The organism is Variovorax sp. FW301-JW7 (genome assembly GCF_058788795.1).
On sequence record NZ_JBYTBC010000008.1, the window covers coordinates 295,149 to 321,241 of the forward strand.

A 26,093-nucleotide genomic window follows, 5' to 3' on the forward strand; every position below is an offset into this window, starting at 1 on the left:
AAGACCTTTCAGCGCGGCACCAGGAAGACCGCTTTTTCGGAAACCTGCGCCGCGCCATCCGCCTGCCGGATGTCGAAGTGCACCGTGTGCGAACCGGCCGGCGCGGCGCCATAAGGCACCTGCAGCCGCACCGCGACCCAGCGCGCCTGCGCGGGCTCGACCTCGATGGCCTCGTCGGGCGAGGCCACGCTCAACCCGTCGATGCCGCGCGCGGCGATGCGGTAGTGCTGCGTGCGCTCGGTCGCGTTCATGATCTGCAGCCGGTAGACGTTCTCCAGCCGCCCGCCCTCGACGATGCGCGCCAGCGAGGCGCGGTCGCGCACCACGTCGACCTTCAGCGGCGTGCGCGCGACCAGGCTGGCGAGCAGGCCCGCCACCAGCAGCGCGAGCAATGCGGTGTAGACCAGCACGCGCGGGCGCAGCACGCGGCGCCACAGCTGGCGGCGCGACCAGCCGGCCTCCATGCCGTTCTGCGTGTCGTAGCGGATGAGGCGCGGCGCGTAGCCCATCTTGTCCATCACGCTGTCGCAGGCGTCCACGCACAGGCCGCAGCCGATGCACTCGTACTGCAGGCCCTGGCGGATGTCGATGCCGGTGGGGCACACCTGCACGCACAGGCTGCAGTCGATGCAGTCGCCCAGTGCGGCGCTGCGCGGGTCGACGTTCTTGCGGCGCGGCGCGCGCGGCTCGCCGCGCCGCGGGTCGTAGCTGACGATGAGCGTGTCGCGGTCGAACATCGCGCTCTGGAAGCGTGCGTAGGGGCACATGTACTTGCACACCTGCTCGCGCATGAAGCCGGCGTTGCCGTACGTGGCAAAGCCGTAGAAAAACACCCAGAACACCTCCCACGAGCCCATCTGCGTCTGCAGGAAGGCCATGCCCAACTCGCGGATGGGCGTGAAGTAGCCCACGAAGGTGAAGCCGGTCCACAGCGCGATGCCGATCCAGACGAGGTGCTTGACGGCCTTCTTCACGAGCTTCTCGAGCGAGAACGCACCGGCATCGAGCCGGATGCGCGCGCTGCGGTTGCCTTCGATGCGCTGCTCCACCCACAGGAACATCTCGGTGTAGACGGTCTGTGGGCAGGCGTAGCCGCACCACAGGCGGCCGGCCACGGCCGTGAAGAGAAAGAGGGAGAGCGCGCTGATCACCAGCAGGCCCGACAGGTAGATCAGGTCCTGCGGGTACAGCACCAGGCCGAAGATGTAGAAGCGCCGCGCGGCCAGGTCGAACAGCACCATCTGCCGCTCGCCCCATTCCACCCAGGGCATGCCGTAGAACACCAGCTGCGTGAGAAAGACCATGGCCCAGCGCCAGCGCGCGAACAGGCCCTGCACGCTGCGCGGGTAGATCTTCTTCGTCGCCTCGTACAGGCCGACCTCCGGCGCGGCGGCGGGCGGCGCGCTGGCGATCGGGATGACGGTCTTTCGCGTCATGGCGTCCCGGTCGCAGGGTTGGACATGCCCCACACGTAGGAGGCCAGCAGCTTGATCTGCGCTTCGGTCAGGCGCCCTTCCTGCGCGGGCATGGCGCTGTGCTTGCCCTCGTTGATGATCTGCACGATGGCGGCCTCGCCGTAGCCGTGCAGCCAGATGCGGTCGTTCAGGCGCGGGGCGCCCAGCGCCGGGTTGCCCACGCCGCCGATGCCGTGGCAGGCCGCGCAGGCGGCGAACTTGGGCTTGCCCAGGCCCGCGCGCAGCGAATCGTGCGGCTCGCCCGACAGGCTCAGCACGTAGTGGGCGACGTTCTTCACGTCGTCGGGCGTGCCGACCATCGCGGCGGCCGGCGGCATGGTGCCGATGCGGCCCTTGGTGATCGACTCGACGATCTTGTCGGGCGTGCCGCCGTGCAGCCAGTCGGCGTCGGTGAGGTTGGGAAAGCCCTTGCTGCCGCGCGCGTCGGAGCCGTGGCACTGCGCGCAGTTGTTCATGAACAGGCGCTCGCCGATGGCGCGGGCCTGCGGGTCGCGCGCGACCTCCTCCAGGGGCATGGGCGCGTAGCGCGCGTACACCGGTTCCAGTGCCTGCGTGGCCTTGGCCATGTCCTGCTGGTACTCGGCGCGCGAGCTCCAGTCGTTCGTGCCGGCGAAGCTGCCCAGGCCCGGGAACACGGCCAGGTAGCCGAGCGAGAAGACGATGGTCAGCACGAACAGGCCCACCCACCACAGCGGCAGCGGGTTGTTGGCTTCGCGCAAGTCTTCGTCCCACACGTGGCCAGTGGTGTTGTCGGCGTCGGAGGGCACGCGCTTGCGCGCCGTGAGCCACAAGAGCAGCACGCAGCCCAGGATGCTCAGCAGCGAGGCCACGGCCACGTAGCTGGACCAGAAGTTGTTGATGAAATCGCTCATCGTGGGGCTCCCTTCAGTTCTGCTCGAACGGCAACCGGGCCGCTTCGGCGAAGCGCTGCGTGTTGCGGCGCGAGCAGGCCCAGGCCACGATGCCGATGAAGACGACGAAGCAGGCGATGGTGGCGGCGATGCGCAGGGTGGTGATGTCGGTCATGGGGCGTTGCCTGTTCTTTCTTCTTACTTGAGCGCCAGGCCCAGCGACTGCAGGTAGGCCACGGTGGCGTCCATGTCGGTCTTGCCGGCGACCTCGTCGGCGGCTTTCGCAATCTCTTCGTCGGTGTAGGGCACGCCCACCGTGCGCAGCGCGCGCATGCGGGTGGCGATGCTGCCGGCGTCGACCAGCCCCTTCTCCAGCCACGGGTAGGCCGGCATGTTCGACTCGGGCACGAGGTCGCGCGGGTTGTTCAGGTGGATGCGGTGCCACTCGTCGCTGTACTTGCCGCCCACGCGGTGCAGGTCGGGGCCGGTGCGCTTGCTGCCCCACTGGAAGGGGTGGTCGTACACGAACTCGCCGGCCACCGAGTAGTGGCCGTAGCGCAGCGTCTCCGAGCGGAAGGGGCGGATCATCTGCGAGTGGCAGTTGTAGCAACCCTCGCGCAGGTACACGTCACGGCCGGCCAGCTGCAGCGGCGTGAGCGGCTTCACGCCCTCCACGGCCTCGGTGGTCGACTTCTGGAAGAACAGCGGCACGATCTCCACGAGGCCGCCGATGGCCACCACCAGCAGGATCAGCACGATCATCAGCAGGTTGTTGGTCTCGACCTTCTCGTGCGTGAAGCCGGTGGCGGCGGGCGCGGAGTTCTGGTTGTCTGGTGCGTTCATCGTGCGTCCTCAGTGGCTTCAGGCGTGGGCGGCGGCAACGGCCGGGATCTCGGCGCGCACCGAGCGCCCGGTGATCACGGTCATCCAGACGTTCCAGGCCATGACCAGCATGCCGCCCAGGTAGAGCACGCCGCCGATCACGCGCACCAGGTAGTAGGGGAAGGTGGCCTTCACGCTTTCGACGAAGGTGTAGGTCAGCGTGCCGTCGGCATTGATCTCGCGCCACATGAGGCCCTGCATCACGCCGGCGATCCACATCGCGGCGATGTACAGCACGATGCCGATGGTCGCCATCCAGAAGTGCACGTCGATGGCGCGCACGCTGTACATGGCGAGGCGGCCGTACATGCGCGGGATCAGGTAGTACAGCGAGCCCATGGTGATGAAGCCCACCCAGCCCAGCGCGCCGGAGTGCACGTGGCCCACGGTCCAGTCGGTGTAGTGGCTCAGGGCGTTGACGGTCTTGATCGACATCAGCGGACCCTCGAAGGTCGACATGCCGTAGAACGACAGCGCGACGATCAGGAAGCGCAGGATCGGGTCGGTGCGCAGCTTGTGCCAGGCGCCCGAGAGCGTCATCACGCCGTTGATCATGCCGCCCCAGCTGGGCGCGAGAAGGATGAGCGAGAACACCATGCCCAGCGACTGCGTCCAGTCGGGCAGCGCGGTGTAGTGCAGGTGGTGCGGGCCGGCCCACATGTAGGTGAAGATCAGCGCCCAGAAGTGCACGATCGACAGCCGGTACGAGTACACCGGGCGCCCCGCCTGCTTGGGGATGTAGTAGTACATCATTCCCAGGAAGCCGGCCGTGAGGAAGAAGCCCACGGCGTTGTGGCCGTACCACCACTGCACCATCGCGTCCTGCACGCCGGCGTAGGCCGAGTAGCTCTTCATCCAGCCGGCCGGAATGGCCGCGCTGTTGACGATGTGCAGCAATGCCACCGCGATGATGAAGGCGCCGTAGAACCAGTTGGCCACGTAGATGTGGCGCACCTTGCGCAGGCCGATGGTGCCGAAGAACACGATGGCGTAGGCCACCCAGACCACGGCGATCAGGATGTCGATGGGCCATTCGAGCTCGGCGTATTCCTTGCCGCTGGTGTAGCCCAGCGGCAGGCTGATGGCGGCGGCGACGATCACCAGCTGCCAGCCCCAGAACACGAACGAGGCCAGTGCCGGCGCGAACAGCCGCACCTGGCAGGTGCGCTGCACGACGTGGAAGCTCGTGGCCATGAGCGCGCAGCCGCCGAAGGCGAAGATCACCGCGTTGGTGTGCAGCGGGCGCAGGCGGCCGTAGCTGAGCCAGGGAATGCCGAGGTTGAGTTCGGGCCAGGTCAGCTGCGAGGCGATGATCACGCCGACCAGCATGCCGACCACCCCCCAGACCACCGACATGAGAGCGAACTGCCGCACGACGGTGTCGTCGTAGATGGCCGCGGGAGGGTGCGTGGTCTGCTGCATCGTGGTGCCCGTGAATGTGATTTGCGGGCAGTGTCTGCCCGCGTCGCCCGGGCAGGCTTGATGCAGATCAAGCCATCCATCGCTGTGTCAGTCGTTGTTCAGGATGCGGTCGCCTTCGACCTCGATGTCCTCGAACTGGCCGCGCTCGATGGCCCACCAGAGGCCTCCGAGGATCGCCAGAACGAGCACCACCGACAGCGGCACGAGCAGGAACAGCACGTCCATCAGGCCACCGTCACCTTGCCGGGCGCGGCCAGGCGCGCCGCGTTGAGCACCACCAGCAGCGAGCTCGCCGCCATGCCCAGCCCGGCGAGCCACGGCGGCAGCCGGCCGGCCACGGCCAGCGGCACACACACGGCGTTGTAGGCCGCGGCCCAGAACAGGTTCTGGCGCACCACGCGCAGCGTGCGGCGCGCCTGCGCCACGGCCGCGGGAATGGCCTGCAGCGCATCGCCGAGCACCACGAAGTCGGCACGTGCGCGCGACAGCGGCACGGCGTGGCCGAAGGCGAACGAGGCGTTGGCGCGCGCCAGGCTGGGGCCGTCGTTGAGACCGTCGCCGACCATCGCCACCTCGCGCCCGGCCGCCTGCAGCTGCCACAGCACCTCGAGCTTGTCTTCGGGTGCGCAGTCGCCCTGCACCGCCGCGATGCCGGCCTGCGCGCCGATGGCACGCGCCGCGTTCTCGCGGTCGCCCGAGAGCAGGCGCACCGACAGCCCCTGCGCCTGCAATGCCGCCACGGCCTGCGTGGCGTCGGGGCGCAGCTCCTCGGCGAGCACGAAGCTGGCGAGCCAGCCCTCGTCGTCGCTCAGGTGGATCTGCGCCGCATCGACCTGCAGCGGCGGCACCTCGCAGAAGGCCGCCGAGCCCAATCGCACGGGGCGCGCGCCGTGGTCGTCCACCGCATCGCGCCGGTGCAGCGAGGCCGCCACGCCCTGCCCCACCGTCTCGCGCAGCTGCGTCGCCGACCAGGCCGGCGGCGCGCGGAACTGCGCCTGCCAGGCATTGACGAGCGCGCGCGCCGCCGGGTGCAGCGACAGCGCCGCGAGCGCCGCGCCGATCTCCAGCGCGTCGCCCGGGCGCAGGCCCTGGCGGCAGTACACGCGCTCCAGGCGCGGCGTGTCGCCCGTGAGCGTGCCGGTCTTGTCGAACACCACGGTGTCGACGCCGGCCAATGCTTCGAGCGCCTGCAGGTTCGACGTGAGCACGCCGCCGCGCGCCAAGGCACCCGCGCTCGCGAGCATCGCGGCCGGCGTGGCCAGCGACAACGCGCACGGGCAGGTGACGATCAGCACCGCCACCGCGACCATCAGCGCCTTGCCGGGATCGACCGCCCACCACAACGCGCCCGCGCCGAACGCGCAGGCCAGCACCGCGATGAGGAAGGGCCGCGCCACGCGGTCGGCCAGCCGGGCCAGGCGCGGCTTGTCGAGTGCGGCGTTTTCCATGAGCCGCACGATCTGCGCGAAGCGCGTGCCCTCGCCCACCGAAGCGATGCGCACCTGCACCACGGCCGAGAGGTTGTGGCTGCCCGCGAGCACGCGGTCGCCGCGGGGGCGCGGCACGGGGCGCGACTCGCCGGTGAGCAGCGCCTCGTCGGCGGTGGTGTCGCCGTCGATCACCGTGCCGTCGGCCGGAAAGGCCTCGCCGGGGCGCACGCGCACCACATCGCCCGCCGCAAGCCGGCGCACCGCCACGCGGGTCCAGGCGCCGTCGGGTCCGAGCCGTTCGACACTGTCGGGCAGCCGGTGCATCAGCGCCTCGAGCGCGCCGGCCGTGCGGTCGCGCAGCCGCGCCTCGAGCCAGCGGCCGGTGAGCAGGAAGAAGACGAACATCGTCAGCGAGTCGAAGTAGACCTCGTGCCCCAACGGCCCCGTGGGGTCGAAGGTGGCGGCGGTGCTCACCACGAAGGTGATGAGCACGCCGAAGGTCACGGGCAGGTCCATCCCGACACGGCCGATGCGCAGGTCGCGCCAGGCGCTGCGAAAGAAGGGCCCGCACGAGAACAGCACCACGGGCAGGCTGAGCACCCACGAGGCCCAGCGCAGCAGCTGCGCCGCATCGGCCGTCATGTCGCCGGGGCGCGCGACGTAGGCCGGGTAGGCGTACATCATCACCTGCATCATGCAAAAGCCCGCGACCAGCCAGCGCCACAGCGCCATGCGCAACTCGCGCGTGCGCGTCTCGCGCGCGCTGCGGCTGCCGGCGGGCAGCAAGGGGTAGCCCGCGCGCGCGCTGGCCTCGAACCAGCGCGAAGGCCGCGTGGCCCCAGCCGACCACACGACGCGCGCGCGCCGGCTTGCGGCATTCACCTGCACCTCGGTCACGCCGGGCACCTGCGCCAGCGCGGCCTCGACGGTGAAGGCGCAGCCCGCGCAGTGCATGCCCTCGACCGCCACCTGCGATTCCCAGCGGCCCGAGCCCGCCTCCAGCGGGCGACCGAACGCGGCCCACTCGGCGGGGTCGTCGAGCAGCTGCCAGGCGTCGGCGCGGGCGTCACTCCCGGCGGACGATGGAACGGACGGAAACGGCGCGAGCGCGGCGGAAGCTTGCATCGGGGCAGGCTAAATGCCTTGCCGATGCAAGCGTTTGATCTGCATCAAGGTTCGTTGCGGCGGCCGGGGCCGCGCAGGACCTTCAGGCGGGTGTCTTCGCGGACTCCAGCTGCACCGGCGGCGTGCCGGCCTTGAACATGCTCGCCAGCTGCTTGCGCAGTTCGGGCGTGTCGGTGTGGCCGTGCACGGCCACGGCGTGCTGGACGGCGGCATCGAGCAGTTCGCTCTCGCTGTCGGCACAGAGCGCGACGCTGCAGTTCATCGTGCTCGGATACTCGCGGCAATCGATGTATTGGCGTGACATGGCGCCTCCTGGATACGTCCCTACGGACGAGCTTCGAAGATCAGGTTGAAGGGGGTTTCGCTGGCGCGGCGGAAGTGCGAGAAGCCGCCCTGCGAAACGACGTCGCGCAGGCGCGCTTCACCGGCCTGCGCCCCCAGGCACAGGCCCACTTCCTGCGACCGTGAGGCCGGCGTGCAGATGAAGCTGGAGGCCGAATAGAACACGCGCCCCACCGGGTTGATGTTGTCCTCCAACCGGTCGTTGGCAAAGGGCTCGACGATCATCCACGTGCCCTGCGGCTTGAGGGTGCGCCGCACGTGCGCCGCCGCACCGACGGGGTCGCCCATGTCGTGCAGGCAGTCGAAGACCGCGACCAGGTCGTAGTCTTCACCGGGGAAATCCTTGGCGCTCGCGACCTCGAAGCGCAGGCGCTTTTCATCGTCGACGCCGGCCTTGCGCGCGGTTTCGCGCGCACGCTCGATCGACGGCGCGTGGTAGTCGAAGCCGACGAAGCTGGATTGGGGATAGGCCTGCGCCATCAGCAGCGTCGACGCGCCGTGCCCGCAGCCCACGTCGGCCACGCGCGCGCCGCTTTTCAGCAGCGGCTCGATGCCTTCGAGCGCCGGAATCCACTGGCTCACCAGGTTGGCCGCGTAGCCGGGCCGGAAGAAGCGCTCGGTGCCATGGAACAGGGCCACGTCGTGCTCGTGCCAGCCGATGCCCAGGCCCGTGCGCATGGCCTGGACCATCTTGGGAATGATCTTGAACTGCGCCACGGCGATCTGGAACGCGCCGGGCACGAAGGCCGGGCTGCCTTCCTCGGCCAATGCGAAGGCCTGTTCCTCGGTCAGCGAGAACAGCTCGCCCTTCGGGTCGTACTCGACATAGCCGCTGGCGGCCTGGGCCGAGAGCCATTCGCGCAGGTAGCGCGGATCGGTCTCGGTGCGGCGGGCCAGCTGCTCCGCGGTGGCGGGGCCTTCGGCCAGCGCCTTGTACAGGCCGAGCTGGTCGCCCACGACGATGGTGGCCGCATGCATCACGGCCCCGATGTCGTGGACGAAGTTACCCATGAACGCGTTAAGCCGTGTTTCGTCGATGGCCATGTGTATCCCCTTCGTCGACAAGCGACTGGCGCGCCCGCTGCCTGCCTATACTGAATTCGAGGCAAAGGGCCTGCGAGCATCCTGTCTCTCGATGCATGCAGGCGCCATACGCAGCAATGCGTATGCACCGTGAAAGGCATGCCATGACGCACCTGTCGCGCCACGATTGGGCGAACGCGCTTCGCCTGCTGGACAAGCTGGAGTCCGGGCATCTGCCCGTGCGGCACCGTGGCGCCGACGACCCTCCCCTGCACACCCCGCGCCGCGTCGCCAAGGCGCCGGGCCGGCGCGAACTGCGCCGCGCCGCGCAGCAGGCCGACTACTGCCGGCGCGTGGGGCTGGAGCATGCGATGGCGGTGGCCTTCCTGTACCGGCTGGCCTGCCGCACCGCCGTGCCGTTGCCCGATGCGCAACCCGCCGGCCTCACGCCGCGCGAGGGCGATGTCATGCACTGGCTCTCGCAGGGCAAGACCGACGCCGAGATCGCCGCCCTGCTCACGATCAGCCCCCGCACCGTGCACAAGCACCTGGAGCATGTCTACGTGAAGCTGGGCGTCGAGACGCGCACGGCCGCCGTGATGCGCGCGCTCGCCATGGGCCGACCTGTCTGAAGAAGAGAGATCGGCGCCTTCCTCCTATTCGATGCGGAAGACGAACTCCTGCGTCGCCAGCACTTCGGCGTCGCCCGTGGTCTGGCATTCGTAGCGCATCACCGCGGCGCGCACGGCCGAGTGGTACACGCGCGGCCCCGACAGGAAGCGCACCTCCTGCACATGGCCGCCCTTGATGCGCACCTCGGCCTTGACCACGCCACCGATGCCTTCGTCCAGCGCCTTGCGCGGCATCTCGGGCTTGACCTGCCGCGGGCAGGCCACCGCGATGTCGGTGGAGGTCGCCTTCGGCGGGGCCGGCGGCGCGGGGGGCGCCGGCGGAGCGGCCGGCGGCGGTGGCGTGGGCTCGGTGTTCTGCACGGCGGTGATCGCGGGCGCCGAGGTGGCGGGCGGTGTCACGGCCGGCGGCGGCACGTAGGCCGGGCGTGGTGGCGGCGGGGCCTTGGGCGTTTCCTGCCGCACGATCTTCTTCGGCGGCGGGGGCGGCGGTGGTGGGGGCGGCGGCGGCTTGATCTCGCTGATGATGGTCGCGTCCATCGGCTTCTTGATCAGCTCGATCGTCTGGCGCGCCAGCCCCGACACGAGCGCGTAGCCCACGCCGACGTGGAACAGCACCATCACGGCGATGCCCACGGGCCCGAAGCGCGACTTGGGGTTGAAATCCTTGCGGGAGCGCTTCATGGGATGAACTGCTCCGCGCCCACGATGCCCAGCTTGCTCACGCCCGTGCGCTGCGCCGAGGCCATCACGCCGGCCACCACTTCGTACTTGGCACGGCGGTCGGGGCGCAGGTGCACCTCGGGCTGCACGGCCTGCGCGGCGACCTGCTCGAAGCGCCGTTCCATTTCCGTACGGTCGGTCAACGGCTCGCCGTTCCACTGCACGACGCTGAGCGCGTCGATGTCGATGCGCAGCACCTCGGGCTTGAGGTCGCTGGGCGGCGGGTTGCCCGTGGGCATGTTCAGGTTCACCGAATGCAGCTGGATCGGGATGGTGATGATCAGCATGATCAGCAGCACCAGCATCACGTCGATGAGCGGCGTGGTGTTGATGTCCATCAAGGGCTCGTCGGAGGGCGCGCTGCTGCGCCGCCCCTGCTTCTGTTTTCTTGGCATGGCTTGCTTGTCTCGTCTCAGTTGCGCGCCGGCGGCTCGGTGATGAATCCCACCTTGGCGATCCCGGCCGCCTGGCAGGCGTAGATGATCCGGCCCACCGGCTCGTAGTCGGAATGCCAGTCGCCGCGGATGTGCACCTCGGGCTGCGGGTTCAGGGCCGCCACCTTGGTGAGCCGCGCCACCAGCGCGGGCGTGTCACGCACCGGCGTGTCGTACCAGTAGGTGCGACCGCTGGCGTCCACCGAGATCACGACGGTCTCGGGCTTGCTCTCGCGCACCTCGTTACGCTCTTTCGGCACCGCGACGGGCACCGAGTAATTGACCACCGGGATGGTGATGAGGAAGATGATCAGCAGCACCAGCATCACGTCGACCAGCGGCGTGGTGTTGATGGCCGCGATGGCCTGTTCCTCGTCTCCCCCGGAGGCCGGGATGTTCATCGCCATGGCGCGATCCGCTTGCGTGCGTGCGCGCGCGTCAGGCCGCGGCGCTGCCGGCCAGGATCACGGAGTGCAGCTCGCCGCTGAACTCGCGCACGTCGTCCATCACGGTGATGTTGCGGCGCAGGAGCCAGTTGTAGCCCAGCACCGCGGGCACGGCCACGGCCAGGCCGATGGCGGTCATGATGAGCGCCTCGCCCACCGGGCCGGCCACCTTGTCGATCGACGCCTGCCCGGCCACGCCAATGGCGGTGAGCGCGTGGTAGATGCCCCAGACGGTGCCGAACAGGCCCACGAAGGGCGCCGTCGAGCCCACGGTGGCCAGCAGCGACATGCCGTTGCCCAGGCGCCGCTGCACGCGCTCGGTGGCGCGGTGGATGCACAGGTCGACGAAGTCGGCGAAGTCGACCTTGCCGCGCAGGCCGTCGTGCTTCTGCGTGGCCTGCATGCCGGCGTCGGCGATGAAGCGGAACGGGCTGCCCTCGGCCAGCCGCGCGGTGCCGGCCTGCACGGTGCCCGCGTTCCAGAACTCGTTGTCGACCGCGCGCGCCTGGCGGCCCATGCGCATCTGCTCGAGCAGCTTGGTGACGATCACGTACCAGCTGCCCATCGACATGATCGCCAGGATGGCGAGCACGGCCTTGGCGACGGCATCGCTCTGCGACCAGAGCGCGCCCACGCCGTAGGGGTTGTCGACCTTGGCCGTGGCGGCATGTGCGGCAGCGGGTGCGGCGGGCTTCTCGGGCACCGCCACGGGCGCCGGTGCGGCAGCAGCGGCGCTGGCCGCAGCCTGCGGTGCCGGCGTCTGGGCGCCCGCGAGTTGCGGCGCACTGCCCAGGCCGAGGGCCAGAACGAAAGGCGCGGCCACGGCCGTCAGCCGCGCAAGGAATGTCTTCGTCATCGTTGTCTTCTCCGGAAAAAATAGGTTCTCTTCAGGCCGCGGCTTACCAGCCGCGCGCCTTGTCCCAGACCGCCTGCACGCCGCTGCCGGCGCCTTCCACCACGTGGTAGCGGTCGTAGGGCGCGGCCGTCATGCAGGCGTGGTGCGGCAGCACGCGCACGCGGGCGCCCAGGGGCAGCGCACGGAACATGGCTTGTGCTTCTTCATCACCCTCGCAGGCGATGAGGCCGTGCTCCTGGTGCAGCTCCGCCACGCACAGGCCGGGCAGCGGCACCGTGCCCTCCGCCTGGCACACCAGCCCGAAGCCCAGGCCGCTGCGGAACTCGGCCGCCGACTGGTCCTTCGACAGCGCGAGCCCGCCGGCGTCGATGAGCACGCGGCGCGAGCGCGGGTTGTGGCCGATCACGGTGGCCAGCACCGACAGCGCGATGTCTTCCACGCCGCAGATGCCGCGCGCCGCCTGGTCGAGGTCGCAGAAGGTGTAGACGCCGGGGCGCATCTCGGTGACGCCTTCGAGCGTCTGCGCGCACACGGCCGTGGGCGTGGAGCCCACGCTCACCACCTCGACCGGAATGCCGACCGCGCGCAGCCGTTCGGCCGCATGCACGGCGCCGGCGCGCTCGGCCTCGGCGATGGCGCGGATCTCCGTTCCGCCCTGCACGTGGTAGCTGTGGCCCGCATGCGTGAGCACGCCGGCCAGCGTCAGCGATTCGCTGCGCTGCACTTCGCGCGCGAGCGAGAGCAGGCCGTCGTCGCGCGGACCGACGCCGCCGCGGCCGCCGCCCGTGTCGATCTCCAGCAGCACGCGGAAGGTCGCGCCCAGCGCCCGCGCGCGGGCGCCGGCCGCCTGCACGGCCTCGACGGAATCGGCCAGCAGCGTCACGCGCGCACCGCTCGTGCGCTGGATGTCGTGCAGCGCCTCGATCTTGTTCGCGTCGATGCCGACGGCATAGGTCAGGTCGGTGAAGCCGTGGCGCGCGAAGTAAGCCACCTCGGCCACGGTCGACACCGTGAGCCCGCCGGCCTGCCCGCGCGTGGCGCGCCGCGCCACCTCCGCCGACTTGGCGGTCTTCAGGTGCGGACGCAGCGCCACGCCGTGGCGCGCCGCGCGCTGCGCCATCGCCTCGCAGTTGCGTTCGAGCACGCCGACGTCGAGCAGCAGCGCGGGCGTGGTGAGTTCGGCCAGGGGCGTCATCGGTCGGTTCCGGACGCGACCTGCGCCATCACGCCGTCGATTTCCTCGGCCACGCGCTGCACCAGCGGCGGCAGCAGCACCAGCGTCATGTGCGCCGCGCCTTCGATGCAGGCCAGGCGGCGTTGCGTCGACAGCGCCGCATGCGCTTCCTGGAACTCGGGCCAGCGCTGTTGCACCGCGGCAAGCGCCGGGTCGGCGCCGGCCGGCAGCGGTTGCTGCTGAGCCCACAGCACGGCCAGCGGACGCGCACCGAAGTCGGGCGAGGCAGCCGCCTGGCGCGCGACCTGCGGCAGGCCGCGCACCTCGGCCAGCGTGGCGTCGAGCGCTTCGGGCGTGTAGAGCGCCTTCATCTGGCGCAGCACCTGCGGCATGTCGGCGAACAGGGCCTCGATGGGCGCCTGCTCCGGCGGCGGCGGGCCGCCGGCCTGGAAGTTCGCGCGCTTGTCGCGCTCGGCCGCGAACTGCGATTCGGGCGGGCGCTCGTACATCGTGAACTGTTCGGGGTGGCTCGCATCGAGCATCACCACACCGGCCACCTGCTGCGGATACAGGCCCGCGTAGACCCGGTTCAGCAAGCCGCCAAGCGAGTGGCCGACCAGCACGATCGGCCCCGTCACGCCGGCGGCTTCGAGCAGCGCATGCAGGCGGTGCGCGTTGCGCTCGCCGTCGAAGGGCGCGTCGTCGGCTTCGCTCCAGCCCATGCCGGCGCGGTCGTAGCTGATCACCGGGTGCTTCGCCGCCAGCGCCTGCTGCAGTCGCGCGTAGGTCGTCGAGGCGCAGCCGCCGCCGGCTTCGATCACGAGCGTGGGCTGCGCGGCGCTGGCCGGCACGGGGCCGCTGCGCTGCAGGTGCATGGCGCGGCCGTCGATGGTGTAGAGCTCGCCGGGCGCGGCCATGTGGTACGGGCGGCCGGGCTGTTCCACGCGCGGCCAGTAGTCGAGGTCGCGCACGCGGTACGGCAGGTTGGCGAAGTCGGTGCTCAGCGAGGCCGGCGTCGACACGTACAGCACCGACTTGGCCAGGGGCCCGAACTCCGCGTGGAAGTGCTGCGCCGACTTCACGATGACCAGCTTCTTGGCCGCCAGGTCGATGCCCAGGCCCGTGAAGAGGTCGGCGCCGATGACCTGGTTGCGCTTGCTGATGAGCACGATGTCCACGCCGTCGGCCGCCTGCACCCACACGCACGGGCCCATGGGCGTGCGCACGCCCGACAGGCCGCCTTGCGAATGCGCCTCCACCACGTTCATCACGGTCACGTGCAGGTCGATCGGGTCGCCCGAGGCCGGGCCGCACTTGCCGCCCAGGCGCAGCTCGAAGCTCGCGCCCACGCCCGCGTCGCGGCACAGCTGCACCGCGCCCAGGTCCCACACGCCGCCGAAGGCCACGTCGCCGATGCCGCGCTCGACCACGGCGCGCAGCATGAAGGTGCTGTCGCTGGTGGCGCCGCCACCGGGGTTGTCGGCGGTGTCGGCGATGACGACGGGGCCGTCGGGCGTGGCCATGGCCTTGGCGAGCGTCTCTTCGATCGAGAGCGAGGGCACGCCGGTCTCGTGGCGCAGGTCCCAGAAGCCGCGGCCGAGTTCTTCGGCCAGCTTCGCGGCGAGCGCGGGGTCGTTGTCCGTCACCACCCACAGCTTGGCGCCCGACTCGGGCACGTCGGCCCAGGGGAAGCCATGGCCCAGCGACACCGAGAGCACGCCCGGCTGCTTCTCGGCGTCCTGCATGCGGCGCACGAAGCCGGCCATCGGTTCGCGCGTGGTGTGCCACTTGCCGACCATGCGGCAGTCGTGCACGGCCGTCACGGGCTTCACGCGGCCCTGCGCGGTGTCGACCACGATGCGGATCAGCTCGGTCAGGCGCTCGAACGCATCGGTGTGCGGATATTCCTTGTAGCAAATGATCGCGTCGGCCGTCTCCAGCATCTTCTGCGTGAAGTGGCAGTGCAGGTCGAGCGACACGCCGATGGGCACGTTCGGCCCGACGATCTCGCGCACGCGCGAGATCACGTCGCCTTCGCAGTCGTCGTAGCCGTCGGCCACCATCGCGCCGTGCAGCACGAGGATCACGCCGTCGACCGGGCCGGCCTTGCGCAGGTCGTCCAGGATCTCGTCGCGCAGGCGTTCGTACACGCTGCGCACGGTGCGCCCCAGCGGCTGCGCAAAGGCCAGCAGGCTCTCGACCGTTTCATGGCCTTCGGCGGCGAGCTGCCGACGCACTTCCACCGCGTACAGGCCGTAGCCGGTCGCGTCGCGCGTGCTGGCGTCGCCGCGGAAGATGCCGTATTCCTCGTAGCTGCCCAGGCCGGTGGGGGCCGAGACGAAGGTGTTGGTTTCGGTGGCGAACAGGGTGGTGAAGAACTTCATGCGCGGGGCTCCTGGCGGGCAAGGTGAATGTTTCGCGAGCGCGTCGTGGCGAACCGCAGTCCCACGACCCGGCCGCCCTGGCGCTCCACGGTGAGCACCGATTTGCCCAGCTGGGCCAGCACCGGGTCGACCGAGGCGAGCGTGGCCACGTCGGCCGACAGCGGCGTCAGCACGCACACGTGCTGGCCGTGGCGGCCCTGCACCGTGAGCTGCAACCGGCCGCCGACCAGCACCATCTGCGCGGTGGCGTCGAGGTCGGCGCTGGTGTAGTCGCCGCACAGCGCGTCGGCGAGCGACGCGGCACTGGGCGCGGTCTCGGGCAGGCGCTCGAAGCGGCGCGGCTGGCCGCCTTCGTGCAGCACGAAGGCATCGGGTGCGCGTTGCGGATCGATGTCGACGGTGTCGATCACGAGGTCGTTCGTCGGCAGGTCCTGCAGGCCCAGCCAGAGCTTGCCGTCGCCCTGGTTCAGGGGCCTGGCCTCGCCGGCCTGCCACGACATCGCCAGCTTGCCGGCCACGTCCGCAAAGCCCAGCAGGCCGCCCGTGGCGGGGGCGTGGTAGCGCTGGCCGGGCAGCGCGGGGAAGGCGCTGGCCAGCGGGCGCACCTCGGGCGGCGCGAGCGCGTCGCCCAGCAGCAGCTCGATCACCTTGAGGGCCAGCGCCGCCGGCGACACCGGCGCGCCGTTCACCATGGCGATGATGTCCAGCCCGTGGTGGGGCACGCTGATCATCTGCGACTGCGCGCCGAGCACCGCGCCCGCGTGGTGCACGATCTCGACGCCGCGGTACGGGTGGCGCGCGAGGCCGAAGCCGTAGTTCACCTGGGAGCCCGACGACAGCGTGGTGGGCGCCGACAGCAGCGCCCAGCTCTTCGCGCTGCCCACGATCTTCTCGCTGCCGTGCATGTGCGCGAGCCAGCGCAGCATGTCGTCCGCCGTCGACACCAGCGAGCCGCCGCCGTCGAGTTCGCACGGGTACAGGCCGCGGCGCCAGCCGCCGCCGGGCGCGGGCATGTACAGGCCGGCCATGCCGGGGACCACGTCGAGGTCGCTCACCACCGACGAGGTGTCGGCCATGCCGAGCGGGCCGAACAGGCGCGCCTTCAGGAAGTCGTTGAAGCTCTGGCCGCTCACGCGCTCGACGATCTTCGCCAGCAGGAAGTAGCCGCCGTTGCTGTAGACCATGTGCGTGCCGGGCTCGAAGTTCAGCTCGCTCTGGCGCGCCATGGCCGGCAGGCCCGGGCCGGGCAGCGTGAACGTGAGGCCGTGCGCGATGGCCCACAGCTCGTCGTGCCCGCGCCAGCCGCTGGTGTGCGTGAGCAGGTGGCGCAGCGTGGGGCCGTTGGCGCTGAGCTGCGGCAGCTCGGGCAGGTACTTCTGCACCGGGTCTTCCACGTCGAGCAGGCCGTCTTCGGCCAGCAGCAGCACGGCCATGGCGGTGAAGTGCTTGCTGGTGGAGGCGATGCGCATGCGCGTGGTCGGCGTGAGGGCCACGCCCATCTCCAGGCTGGCCATGCCGACGGCGCGGCGGTACAGCAGGCGGCCATGCTGTGCGATGCCCAGCACCAGGCCGGGCGCGTCGCTGCGGTTCAGGGGCGCCACCAGCGCGTCGATGGCGGCCAGGGCGGAGGCGGTGTCAGGAAGAGAGGCTGAAGGATGTGGTTGTGACATGGAGGAACAACGAACGAACGAGGGAAGGTGGGAACGGATGCGAGAAGGAACGCTCAGGTCGGCTTGGCCGCGCGCATCAGGCGCACGAACGGGCCTTCGGTGGCGCGCAGCACCATGGCGCCCATGACGCCGCCGATCAGCGTCGTGGCGACGATGGCCATGGCCAGCCCGTTGGGCACCGACTTGAGGGCGTCCGACACCATGCCGACCACCAGCGGCCCCAGCACGCCGAACGGCAGGCCGGCCACGGAGAGCATGGCGATGGTGCGGGCGCGCAGGTGCGGCGGTGCCGCGTCCTGCAGCACGTTGGGCAGCAGCACCGCGCCGCTGATGAGCGGCACGACCAGCAATGCCAGCAGCGCGAAGGCATCGGTCGCCGAGCGCGTGAACAGCAGCAGCGACGACAGCAGCGCGGCCGTGAGGTTGCCCAGCATGATGATGCGCAGCGCCGCGGCCGGGCCCATGCGCGGCTGCACGTAGCGCATCGCCGCCACGCCCAGCAGGCCGCCGATCACCGTGCCGCACAGGAAGGCGATGCCCATGCCCTGCCCCATCTGCGCCGGCGTGACGCCGTACTGGCGCGCCGCCATGATCGGCAGCCAGGTGCCGATCGAGCTCATGCCGATGCTCGCCAGGCCCGCACCGACCACCAGGCCTGCGAAGGTGCGCCAGTGTTCGAGCAGGTGGTCGCGAAAGCTCACGGTGCTGGCGGCATCGTCCGCATCGGACGCATGCGCGGCGGCGTGCACGCCCGCAGCCGCCGCAACCGCCGCAACGGGCGCCGCGCCCCCGCGCCGGGTCCGACGGATCGACAGCACCAGCAGCGCCACCGGAATGCCCGCGGAAGCCATCACGAAGAAGGTCAGGCGCCACGCCTCCATCTGCTGCATCGACGCGGGCAGAAACGGCCGCAGGTCTTCCGTCAGGTGCACGACGGTGCCGCCCAGCAGCGCGCCCAGCGCGCTGCCGAAGATGGCCGACAGCGCGAACACCGCATTGGCCAGCACCCGCTGCTTGCGCGGGAACAGGTCGGGAATCATGCTGTTGGTGATGGGCCCCAGGCCCGCCTCGCCCACGCCCAGGCCGATGGAGGCGATGAACAGCACGCCGTAGTCCATGGCGGTGCCGCGCATGGCGGTGGCGGCGCTCCACAGCACCACGCAGGCGGCCAGCACCACGCGCCGGTCGTAGCGGTCGCTGAGCCAGCCCAGGGGCAGCGTGGCGATGCCGGTGAACAGCACGATGCCTGCGCCCTGCAGCAGCCCGAGCTGCGTGTCGGAGAGCGACAGCGTCTGGCGCATGGGCTCCGTCAGCAGCGTGAGGATGACCTTGTCGATCGACCCAAGCACCGTCGCGATGACCAGCACCGCCAGCGCGTACCAGGCGCTGGACGGCGCCTTCCGTGTCGTTTCCAGGGCCGCAGGGGCGGCCGCATCCAGCGGCATCGGTGCCGCGAACGGTGGGAGGCCCGACATGTCAGAACGGAACGTTGACGTTCACGCCGATGGTGCGCGCGGGCGACAGCGCCGCTTGCACCAGGTTCGGGTTCGCCGACAGGCCGGTGTCGATCGACAGGATGCCGCGCTTGTTGGCCAGGTTGCGCACGTAGGCCGAGACGTTGAAGCGCGGGAAGTCGATGCCCGCCTGCAGGTCGATCAGCGTGAAGGCCGGCATCTTGATGCTCGGGATGGTCGCGCTGCCGCGGTAGCCCGCATCGCGCTTGCCGGTGTAGCGCGCGCTGACGCCGAAGTAGGCCGGGTGGTCGGCCAGGCTGAAGTTGTGCGTCACGCCCAGCGTGGTGGCAAAGCGCGGCGTCTGCGGCAGGCGCGTGCCCGCCCTGGCGTCCAGGCCCTTCGCGTCTTCGGTCAGGCGTGCGTCGATGGCCGCGGCGTTGGCGGTGAAGCGCCAGGCCTTGTTCGGCTTGTAGTTGAGCGTGAGCTCGCCGCCCTTGATGCGTGCGCCCCCGGCGTTGGTGACGAAGACGAAGCCGCCGCTCCTCGTGGGCTGCTGCACGTCGCGCCATTCGATGTCGTACAGCGCGGCCTCCAGCGACAGCTTGCGGTCCAGCAGGTCGGCCTTGTAGCCCAGCTCGTAGCTCCACAGCGAGTCGGACTTGTACATCGGCTGCACGATCCTGCGGTCGGTGTCGGCCTTCAGCACGTTCGGGCCGCCGGGGCGGTAGCCGCTCGCCGCGCGGAAGTACACGTTGCTGGTGTCCGACAGCGTGTACTTGGCCGCGGCCAGGTAGGTGGTGGGGTTTTCCGACGAGGTGCCTGCCGCGTTGGAGTCGACCGGGCCGACCAGCGTGCCCGATTGCTTGCTGCCGTAGCGCTGGTTGTTGCGCGCCAGCCGCACGCCGCCGGTGAACGACAGCGCGGGCGTCACGTTCCAGGTCACGTCGCCGTAGAGCGCCTCTTCGCGGTAGCGCGAGAACTGCGTCGACGTCAGGAAGGTCTTGCTGCCCAGCCCGCCGGTGAGGTTGGCGCTGAGGTTGCCGTCGTTGGCGCCGCGTTCGCGGTTCAGGTACAGGCCCGCCAGCCACTCGATGGTGGTGCCCGAGCGCGAGGTCAGGCGAAGTTCCTGGCTCACGCGGTGCTGCTCCACGGTGCTGGCCAGCGGCGCCGAGGCCACCGGCAGGCGCATCGCGACCAGGGCCGGGCCGTAGAGTGCGGTGAGGTCGACCGAGTTGTTGATCTTCACGTCCTGCGCGGAGGTGATCGAGTTCAGGCGCGCCCAGCCGAAGTCGTACTCCACGTCCAGGCCGAACAGCTGCGAGAGGTTGCGGTAGGACTCGTGGCCGCCCAGCTGGCGCGTGCGCTCGAAGCTCCACGGGCGCAGGGTGCGCTTGTCGATGTCCTCGAAGCCCAGGCCCTTGCGGTGCACGTCCTGCACCATGCCCGTGAGGCGCACCGTGAGTTCGCGCGTGGGCGTGAGCAGCAGCGAGACCCGGCCGCCGTCGGTGTGGCCGCGGTCGACATTGCGTCCGCGTCCCAGGCCGGTGGCGTCGTAGCTGCCGCCCACCTGGTCGGTGAAGGCGGCGATGCGCACGGCCGCCACGTCTTCCTTGAGCGGCACGTTGAGCACTGCATTGGCCGTGAAGCCCGGGCCGCCGCCCTGGGTCCACGAGGTGCCGAACTTCACCGAACCCGCGAACTCCATGGTGTCGGGCTGGTTGGTCACGTACTTGAGCACGCCGCTCATGGCGCCCGCGCCGTACAGCGTGCCCTGCGGCCCGCGCAGCACCTCGATGTGGTTCAGGTCGAGCATGCCCATGTCCAGCGGCGTGAAGCCGCTGAGCGCGCCGGCCGAGCTCAGGCCGGTGGCCACGTCGTCCACGTACACGCCGACGGTGGCGATGCCCTGCACCGGGCCGGTGGTCAGCCCGCGCATGGTGAGGATGCCGCCCACGCTGCCGCTGCTCGTGAGGTTCACGCCCGGCTGCTCGGCCACGTAGTCGGCCAGGTTCTTGGCGCCAGCGCGCTCCAGCGTCTCGGCCTGCATCACGTTGACCTGCATCGGCACTTCGCGGATCGGCTCGCGGCGGCGCGTGGCGGTGACAGTGACGCTGTCCAGCGACTGCGGCGTCTCGTCGGCCTGCGGCTTGGCGGCAGCGGCCGTGTAGATCACGATGGCACCGTCGTCACCGCGGCGCGTGCGCAGCGGCGTGCCTTCGAGCAGCCGCGCCAGCGCATCCTGCGGCGAGAGCGCACCCTTCACGCCGCGCGTGGCCACGCCCTTCACGTCGTCAACCTTGTAGAGCAGCTGCACGCCGCCCTGCGCGATGTAGGCGTCGAGTGCGGTCTTGAGATCGCCACCGCTCACGTCGAAGCCCTGCGCCGGGGTCTGCGTCTGCGCGTGCGCGGCCATGCCGCTCGCCAGCGCCCACGCACCGCCGATGACCCAGGGCCGAAGCCCTGCCCAATAGGTTCTCTTCTTCAGGGACGGCAGGCCGGGGCGGGGCGCGGTGCGATTCATTGTGTGTGTCTCCAGCGTGGTTATTTGTTTGGGTACCCACTGAGACGAATGCCCCGTCACATTCCGGTAATTCAGGGATTCGAAATTCTTATTTCGTTGCCGCTCTCGTGCGCCGCGAGGCCGAAGCCCTGCTTGAGAAGGCCCACGAAGCCGCTCATGTTGTTCGCATCGAAGCTGCCGCCGATGCGCACCTGCGCGATGACCGGGTCGGCGATCACGAGCTTGCGCAGGTTGTAGCGGTTGAACTGCGCGGCCGCGTCGCCCAGCGTGGTCTGGTCGAACACCAGCTTGCCTTCGCGCCAGCTCAGTTCGTCGTCGACCTGCTTGGGCGCCTTGGACATCACGAGCACGTTGTCGGCATGCGTGACCGCCGCCTGGTTGCGCGTGAGCACGGTGGGCTCGGTGCTTCGGGCATCGGGCTTGGCCGCGGCGATCTGCACGCGCCCTTCTTCCACCGTCACGTTCACCTGGTCGCCCTGGCGCCGCACGAGGAAGCGCGTGCCCAGCACGGTGATGCGGCGGTCGCCGGCGATGACGACGAAGGGGTGCGCCTTGTCGTGCGCGATGTCGAAGTAGGCCTCGCCCGCGTCGAGCCACACCTTGCGCCCGCTGTCGTTCACCGCTGTGCGCACCTGCGTGGCGGTGTTCAGCGTGAGCTTCGAGCCGTCGGACAGCGCCACCGACTGGCGCGCGCCCACGGCCGTGGCGTAGTGCTGGCCGCGTTCTTCCTGCGTGTACTGCCAGCCGAGCCAGGCGGTGCCGGCGGCGGCCACCAGCACGCCGGCGGCGATGCGTTGCAGCGAGAAGCGCGACAGCCGTGGCGCCGGCCGTGCGGCCTGCGGTGCGGGTGCCGGAGCCGGCGTAGGGAGGGGAATCGCCGGCGTGCGCAGCGCGCCCAGCCGGTCGCCGCGCTCCCACGCGCTGGACAGCCGCAGCCACGCCACGCGGTGGGCGATGGAGGCGGCGATCCAGGCGTCCAGCTGCTGCTGGTCGGTGTCGGTCCAGGCGCCGCTGTCGCGGCGGGCCAGCCAGTCGGCGGCCACGGATTCAATGCGCTGGGCGTCGCTCATGTGGAGAGCCTCCGCTCGTTCTGCGCTCGCCCGAAGGCCTTGGTGTCCAGCTGCACGCCGCCCGACAGCAAGGCGTCGGCCAGCGCGCGCACGCCGCGCGAGACCTGCCGCTCCACCGTGTCCTCGGTGATGCCCAGCTGCGTGGCGACCTCGCGCTGCGAGAGCCCGTCGATCTTGCGCATCTCGACCACGCGGCGGCATTTGGAGGGCAGCGCGTCGAGCGCGGTCTGCAGCAGCCGCAGCTCGCCGCGGCCGGCGGCATGGCGTTCGGGCGTGAGCTCGTCGGCCGAGAAATCGAGCGCGTCGAGGTCGGCAATGATCTCGATGGAAACGATCTGCGCGCGCCGGGCGCGGTCGATCAGCAGGTTGCGCGCGGTGGCAAAAACGAAGGGCTTGACCTGGTCGGGCATGGATCTGGAGGCGGACTCGTAAATGCGCACGTAGACGTCCTGCCGCAGGTCGGGCACTTCGGCGTCGTCGCGCCAGTTGCGGCGAAGGAAACGCGTGAGCGCGGCTTCCATCGGCAGCACCTCGCTGACGAACCAGGCGTCCAAGTCACTGAGAACCACAAAGCGCTCCTGGAAATTGAAGGGCCGAAAAGGAGAACGGCTGGCCGCCGGGATTGGCGACAGACAGTGAGACGAACGGCCCGAAGATTTCCGGTAACGCACAGGGGTCCGCCGGCGAAATTTCTTCCAATTTCCGTGCCCGGCGGCGGCTCCCCAAATTCTAGAAGGCCGGGCCCGAGGGCTTTTCCCCCTTGCCCCGTTACCGGAAAGTGCCCGCGAACTCGTCTCACCGGGGGCAGAAGAAAAACCAATTCGCGGAAACACAGACCGACATGATTCGAATCCGGAGGCAGCCCCCCACCCTCCTTGCCCTCTTCATCAGACGCCCCCGCCTTGCCCTCATCGCCGCCGCCGGCCTGCTGGCGACGGGGCTGGCCTTCGCCCACGCGCGGGAGTTCGACGTGAAGGGCGGCGAGCTGCGGCCCGCGCTCGACGCCTACATCGCCCAGTCGGGCGTGCAGCTCATCTACAAGATGGAAGACGTCAAGGACCTCTCGACCCGGGGCATCAGGGGAAAGATCGCCACCGACGCGGCGCTGGACCGCCTGCTCGACGGCACCCGCCTGCGCGTGCGGCGCGGACAGGACGGCGCGATGGTGCTCATTGCGCCGGCCCGCTCGCCCGCGGCCGCGCGTTCGGAGCCGCCGCCGCGCACAGTCGAGTAATACGATCGACTTCACCCGTCGTGCGCGGGACAACGCCGGCGCCGTACGGCCCTGCGAGATGCACCGGAATGGCGCGCATTTCTCGCACTTTCTGACACACTAGCTGCGCAACGCGCGAAGGGTGTGTGCCGTGCCCCCCTGGCCGGCCCGGCCGGTGGTCCCCGCCGCTTCGCTGCACTGCCCGCACGACGCCCATGAAACTCTTCGCGACCGCGAAACGCCGCATCAGCCTGAACACGCGCCTCAGCGTCGGCGTTGCGGCGGTCGTGCTGGCCACCACCTTCATCATCGCCACGGTGGCGCTGCACCTGGTCAAGAACCGCATGCAGGCCTCGATCGCCAACGAGGAGTTCGCGCGGCTGTCGGCCATCGCGAGCGCGGTGGAACAGAAGTTCGCCAGCCGGCGCATCCTGCTGAAGACGGTCGCCGAAAGCGTGAGCTCGCACGGCATCACGAACGCCGCGCCGCTGCAGCCCTTTCTCGAAAAGCACCAGTCCCTGCGGGCGGCGTTCGACAACGTCGCCTTCCTCGACACGGACGGCGAGCTGGTCGCCAACCTGAACGGCGCGCAGCAGATCGGCAAGGTGAACGTGAAGGACCGCGCGTACTTCAAGGACACGGTCGCCGCGCGCACCGGCCTGATCTCGCAGCCCTACCGCAACCGGCTCAACGGCCTGGCGCAGGTCGCCATCACCGAGCCCGTGCTCGATGCGGCCGGCCGGGTGCTGTTCGTGATCTCCGGCTCCATCAACCTGAAGGAGCGCAACATCCTGGGCGAGCTGGCCGACGTGCGCTTCGGCCAGACGGGCTACGTGTTCATCACCACCGCCGACGGCGTCGTGATCGACCACCCGCTGGCCGACCGCGTGCTCAAGCAGGCCAACATGGCCATGGCCGACGACGCGCCCGACCTCGACCGCGCGATCGGCGGCTTCGAAGGCACCATCGAAGGCGTCAACCATGCGGGCGTGCCCGGCCTGTACGCCTTCAAGCGCATCCGCCAGACCGACTGGATCATGGGCTCGATGTACCCGCGCCACGAGGCCTTTGCCCGCATCGACAGCATCGAGCGCAGCGCGTGGATCGGCGCCATCGTGCTGGCGGTGCTGGCCGGCGCGCTCGCGCTGGCCGTGGTGCGCCAGCAGCTGCGCCCGCTCACCGGGCTGCACCGCCACATGCTCGACGCCCACGCGGCGCCCACGCAGGCGGCCGTGGCGCGCACCTACCCGGACGACGAGATCGGCGACCTCTCGCGCACCTTCGACCGCCTCATGCAACAGCACCAGGCCAGCGAGAAGTTCCTGCGCGACATCACCGACAACCTGCCGGCCATGATCTCGCACGCCGACGCGCAGGGCCGCTACACCTTCGTGAATGCGCGGCTGTGCGAGGAGCTGGGCTACAGCGTGGAAGAGCTGGTGGGCCAGCCCGTGCAGAGCATGAGCGGCCTGCACGACGACCCGACGCTGGAGAACAGCCTGCGCCGCGTGCTGTCCGGCGAGGCCGTGTCCTTCGAGCGGCGCGGCGCCGCGCACCGCGACGAGGAAGAGCACTTCTTCCAGACCGACCTCATCCCCGAGCTCGACGCGCAGGGGCAGGTGTGCGGCTACTACGCGATGACCTTCGACATCACGCAGCGCAAGCGCATCGAGCTCGAGCTGGCGCACAGCGAGGCGCAGATCCGCACCATCGCCGACAACATTCCCGCGCTGGTCTCGCACGTCGACGCCACGCTGCACTACACCTTCGTCAACGCCAAGGTGCGCACGCTGCACCGCGGCGACCCGCTGGTCGGCCGGTGGATGCCGGCGGTGCGGGGCGAGGCCGATTTCGCGGTGGTGCGCCCCTACATGGAGCGCGCGCTGGCGGGCGAGACAGTCATCATCGAGAAGGCCGGCGATGTCGCGCTGGGCATCGGCGACCGCACCTTCAAGGCCCACTACATCCCCGACCAGGACGCAGAGGGCATGGTGCACGGCGTGTTCGCGATGACCTTCGACATCACCGACGAAGTGAACATCCGCCGCGCCCTCACGCAGCAGGAAAAGCGCCTGCGCGACGTGACCGACAACATCCCGGCGCTGGTGGCCTACTTCGACCGCGACGAGAACTGCCTGTACGGCAACAGCCGCGCGCGGCGCATGGCGGGCCTGGACGACCGCGCGCCGCTCGAGGGCGTGACGCTGCGCTCGGCCGTGGGCGAGACGGTGTACATGCAGCACACGCCCCACCTGCCCACGGTGCTGGCCGGCAAGGCCACGCAGTACGCGGTGCAGGTGCCGGTGAACGACCGCGAGGCGCACTTCCAGGTCAACCTGATTCCCGACAAGGACCTGGCGGGCCGCGTGCCGGGCTTCTACCTCATGACCTTCAACGTCACGGCGCTGAAGGAGGCCGAGCGCAAGCTCATCGAGCTGGCGCGCATGGACGTGCTGACCGGCCTGCCGAACCGGCTGGCCTTCAACGAGCAGCTGCCCGCGGCCATGTCGCGCGTGCGCCGCGCCGAAGGCGGCATGGCGCTGATGTTCCTGGACATCGACCACTTCAAGGCCATCAACGACACCCTCGGCCATTCCACCGGAGACGGCGTGCTGGCCGAATATGCGCGCCGCCTGCGCGCCAGCGTGCGCGAGACCGACACGGTGGTGCGCCTGGCCGGCGACGAGTTCGTGATCGTGCTGGAGAACGTGCACTCGCAGGACGCGGTGGCGGGCGTGGCGCACAAGATCGTCTCGCAGATCGCGGCGCCGGCGTTCCCCGTGGAAGGCCGGCGGCTGGACGTCACGACCAGCATCGGCATCGTGTTCGTCGAGACGGTCGATGCCAGCGTCGGTGCCGGCGAACTGCTCGCGCGGGCGGACACGGCGCTCTACGCGGCCAAGTCGCAGGGCCGCAACCGTTTCGCGTTTTACCGTTAGCGTCGGCACACCCGCCGCGCCCCCTCACCC

23 protein-coding genes are annotated in these 26,093 nt (G+C 70.2%); 3 read left to right on the forward strand and 20 right to left on the reverse strand.

What is annotated here, in order from left to right; all coding sequences use genetic code 11:
* Nucleotides 1–8: 8 nt before the first annotated feature.
* From ccoG to AC3WQM_RS22555, 9 genes are all read right to left on the reverse strand, one after another.
* On the reverse strand, nucleotides 9–1,436 hold the full coding sequence (gene ccoG / locus AC3WQM_RS22515) for a cytochrome c oxidase accessory protein CcoG (RefSeq protein WP_492681812.1): 1,428 nt from the start codon (nucleotides 1,434–1,436) through the stop codon (nucleotides 9–11).
* Complete coding sequence (ccoP, locus tag AC3WQM_RS22520; RefSeq protein WP_492681814.1) at nucleotides 1,433–2,347, reverse strand: cytochrome-c oxidase, cbb3-type subunit III; 915 nt, start codon at nucleotides 2,345–2,347, stop codon at nucleotides 1,433–1,435. Before ccoP ends, ccoG begins: the two co-directional genes overlap by 4 nt.
* Nucleotides 2,348–2,360: 13 nt before the next feature.
* A complete protein-coding gene (locus AC3WQM_RS22525; RefSeq protein WP_492681816.1) occupies nucleotides 2,361–2,501 on the reverse strand; it encodes a cbb3-type cytochrome oxidase subunit 3 in 141 nt (46 codons plus the stop codon).
* A 23-nt stretch (nucleotides 2,502–2,524) separates the two neighbouring features.
* Nucleotides 2,525–3,169 (reverse strand): cytochrome-c oxidase, cbb3-type subunit II, encoded by a 645-nt coding sequence (gene ccoO / locus AC3WQM_RS22530; RefSeq protein WP_062481700.1) that lies wholly within the window; start codon nucleotides 3,167–3,169, stop codon nucleotides 2,525–2,527.
* Between the two features lie 18 nt (nucleotides 3,170–3,187).
* On the reverse strand, nucleotides 3,188–4,630 hold the full coding sequence (gene ccoN, locus AC3WQM_RS22535; protein ID WP_139702545.1) for a cytochrome-c oxidase, cbb3-type subunit I: 1,443 nt from the start codon (nucleotides 4,628–4,630) through the stop codon (nucleotides 3,188–3,190).
* An 87-nt stretch (nucleotides 4,631–4,717) separates the two neighbouring features.
* Complete coding sequence (gene ccoS / locus AC3WQM_RS22540; protein WP_062481719.1) at nucleotides 4,718–4,855, reverse strand: cbb3-type cytochrome oxidase assembly protein CcoS; 138 nt, start codon at nucleotides 4,853–4,855, stop codon at nucleotides 4,718–4,720.
* The gene (locus tag AC3WQM_RS22545) at nucleotides 4,855–7,185 is read right to left on the reverse strand and encodes a heavy metal translocating P-type ATPase (protein WP_492681818.1); all 2,331 of its coding nucleotides are present in this window, start codon (nucleotides 7,183–7,185) and stop codon (nucleotides 4,855–4,857) included. Before AC3WQM_RS22545 ends, ccoS begins: the two co-directional genes overlap by 1 nt.
* Nucleotides 7,186–7,267: 82 nt before the next feature.
* On the reverse strand, nucleotides 7,268–7,489 hold the full coding sequence (locus tag AC3WQM_RS22550; RefSeq protein ID WP_492681820.1) for a DUF1059 domain-containing protein: 222 nt from the start codon (nucleotides 7,487–7,489) through the stop codon (nucleotides 7,268–7,270).
* Nucleotides 7,490–7,509: 20 nt separating this feature from the next.
* Nucleotides 7,510–8,571, reverse strand: coding sequence for a class I SAM-dependent methyltransferase (locus tag AC3WQM_RS22555; RefSeq protein WP_062482952.1), 1,062 nt, complete (start codon nucleotides 8,569–8,571; stop codon nucleotides 7,510–7,512).
* Nucleotides 8,572–8,714: 143 nt separating this feature from the next.
* On the opposite strand from AC3WQM_RS22555, the gene AC3WQM_RS22560 reads away from it, so the two are divergent.
* The gene (locus tag AC3WQM_RS22560; RefSeq protein ID WP_492681822.1) at nucleotides 8,715–9,182 is read left to right on the forward strand and encodes a helix-turn-helix transcriptional regulator; all 468 of its coding nucleotides are present in this window, start codon (nucleotides 8,715–8,717) and stop codon (nucleotides 9,180–9,182) included.
* A 24-nt stretch (nucleotides 9,183–9,206) separates the two neighbouring features.
* On the opposite strand, the gene AC3WQM_RS22565 is transcribed toward AC3WQM_RS22560, so the two are convergent.
* The 11 genes from AC3WQM_RS22565 to AC3WQM_RS22615 form a co-directional block, all read right to left on the reverse strand.
* Complete coding sequence (locus AC3WQM_RS22565; RefSeq protein ID WP_492681824.1) at nucleotides 9,207–9,863, reverse strand: energy transducer TonB; 657 nt, start codon at nucleotides 9,861–9,863, stop codon at nucleotides 9,207–9,209.
* Nucleotides 9,860–10,297 carry an ExbD/TolR family protein gene (locus AC3WQM_RS22570; RefSeq protein WP_492681826.1) on the reverse strand — a complete coding sequence of 146 codons (438 nt, stop codon included), beginning with the start codon at nucleotides 10,295–10,297 and terminating at the stop codon, nucleotides 9,860–9,862. The genes AC3WQM_RS22565 and AC3WQM_RS22570 overlap by 4 nt, the downstream gene beginning before the upstream one ends.
* Before the next feature lie 17 nt (nucleotides 10,298–10,314).
* Entirely contained in the window at nucleotides 10,315–10,743 is a 429-nt protein-coding gene (locus tag AC3WQM_RS22575; RefSeq protein ID WP_070062084.1) for an ExbD/TolR family protein, read from the reverse strand.
* Nucleotides 10,744–10,774: 31 nt separating this feature from the next.
* Complete coding sequence (locus AC3WQM_RS22580; protein ID WP_492681828.1) at nucleotides 10,775–11,638, reverse strand: MotA/TolQ/ExbB proton channel family protein; 864 nt, start codon at nucleotides 11,636–11,638, stop codon at nucleotides 10,775–10,777.
* Between the two features lie 43 nt (nucleotides 11,639–11,681).
* Nucleotides 11,682–12,833, reverse strand: a complete 1,152-nt coding sequence (locus AC3WQM_RS22585; RefSeq protein WP_492681830.1) for an alanine racemase — start codon at nucleotides 12,831–12,833, stop codon at nucleotides 11,682–11,684.
* On the reverse strand, nucleotides 12,830–15,196 hold the full coding sequence (locus AC3WQM_RS22590; RefSeq protein ID WP_492681832.1) for an alpha/beta fold hydrolase: 2,367 nt from the start codon (nucleotides 15,194–15,196) through the stop codon (nucleotides 12,830–12,832). The genes AC3WQM_RS22585 and AC3WQM_RS22590 overlap by 4 nt, the downstream gene beginning before the upstream one ends.
* A complete protein-coding gene (locus tag AC3WQM_RS22595; RefSeq protein WP_492681834.1) occupies nucleotides 15,193–16,866 on the reverse strand; it encodes a serine hydrolase domain-containing protein in 1,674 nt (557 codons plus the stop codon). Before AC3WQM_RS22595 ends, AC3WQM_RS22590 begins: the two co-directional genes overlap by 4 nt.
* Nucleotides 16,867–16,919: 53 nt before the next feature.
* On the reverse strand, nucleotides 16,920–18,341 hold the full coding sequence (locus tag AC3WQM_RS22600) for an MFS transporter (protein ID WP_492681836.1): 1,422 nt from the start codon (nucleotides 18,339–18,341) through the stop codon (nucleotides 16,920–16,922).
* Between the two features lies 1 nt (nucleotide 18,342).
* Complete coding sequence (locus AC3WQM_RS22605) at nucleotides 18,343–20,841, reverse strand: TonB-dependent receptor (RefSeq protein ID WP_492681838.1); 2,499 nt, start codon at nucleotides 20,839–20,841, stop codon at nucleotides 18,343–18,345.
* 71 nt (nucleotides 20,842–20,912) lie between these two features.
* Nucleotides 20,913–21,911, reverse strand: coding sequence for a FecR family protein (locus AC3WQM_RS22610; protein ID WP_492681840.1), 999 nt, complete (start codon nucleotides 21,909–21,911; stop codon nucleotides 20,913–20,915).
* Nucleotides 21,908–22,480 carry an RNA polymerase sigma factor gene (locus AC3WQM_RS22615; protein WP_235944170.1) on the reverse strand — a complete coding sequence of 191 codons (573 nt, stop codon included), beginning with the start codon at nucleotides 22,478–22,480 and terminating at the stop codon, nucleotides 21,908–21,910. The genes AC3WQM_RS22610 and AC3WQM_RS22615 overlap by 4 nt, the downstream gene beginning before the upstream one ends.
* 272 nt (nucleotides 22,481–22,752) lie before the next feature.
* On the opposite strand from AC3WQM_RS22615, the gene AC3WQM_RS22620 reads away from it, so the two are divergent.
* Together AC3WQM_RS22620 and AC3WQM_RS22625 are read left to right on the forward strand one after the other, a co-directional pair.
* Nucleotides 22,753–23,145 carry an STN domain-containing protein gene (locus AC3WQM_RS22620; RefSeq protein WP_492681842.1) on the forward strand — a complete coding sequence of 131 codons (393 nt, stop codon included), beginning with the start codon at nucleotides 22,753–22,755 and terminating at the stop codon, nucleotides 23,143–23,145.
* A 194-nt stretch (nucleotides 23,146–23,339) separates the two neighbouring features.
* On the forward strand, nucleotides 23,340–26,063 hold the full coding sequence (locus AC3WQM_RS22625) for a sensor domain-containing diguanylate cyclase (RefSeq protein ID WP_492681844.1): 2,724 nt from the start codon (nucleotides 23,340–23,342) through the stop codon (nucleotides 26,061–26,063).
* Nucleotides 26,064–26,093: the final 30 nt, after the last annotated feature.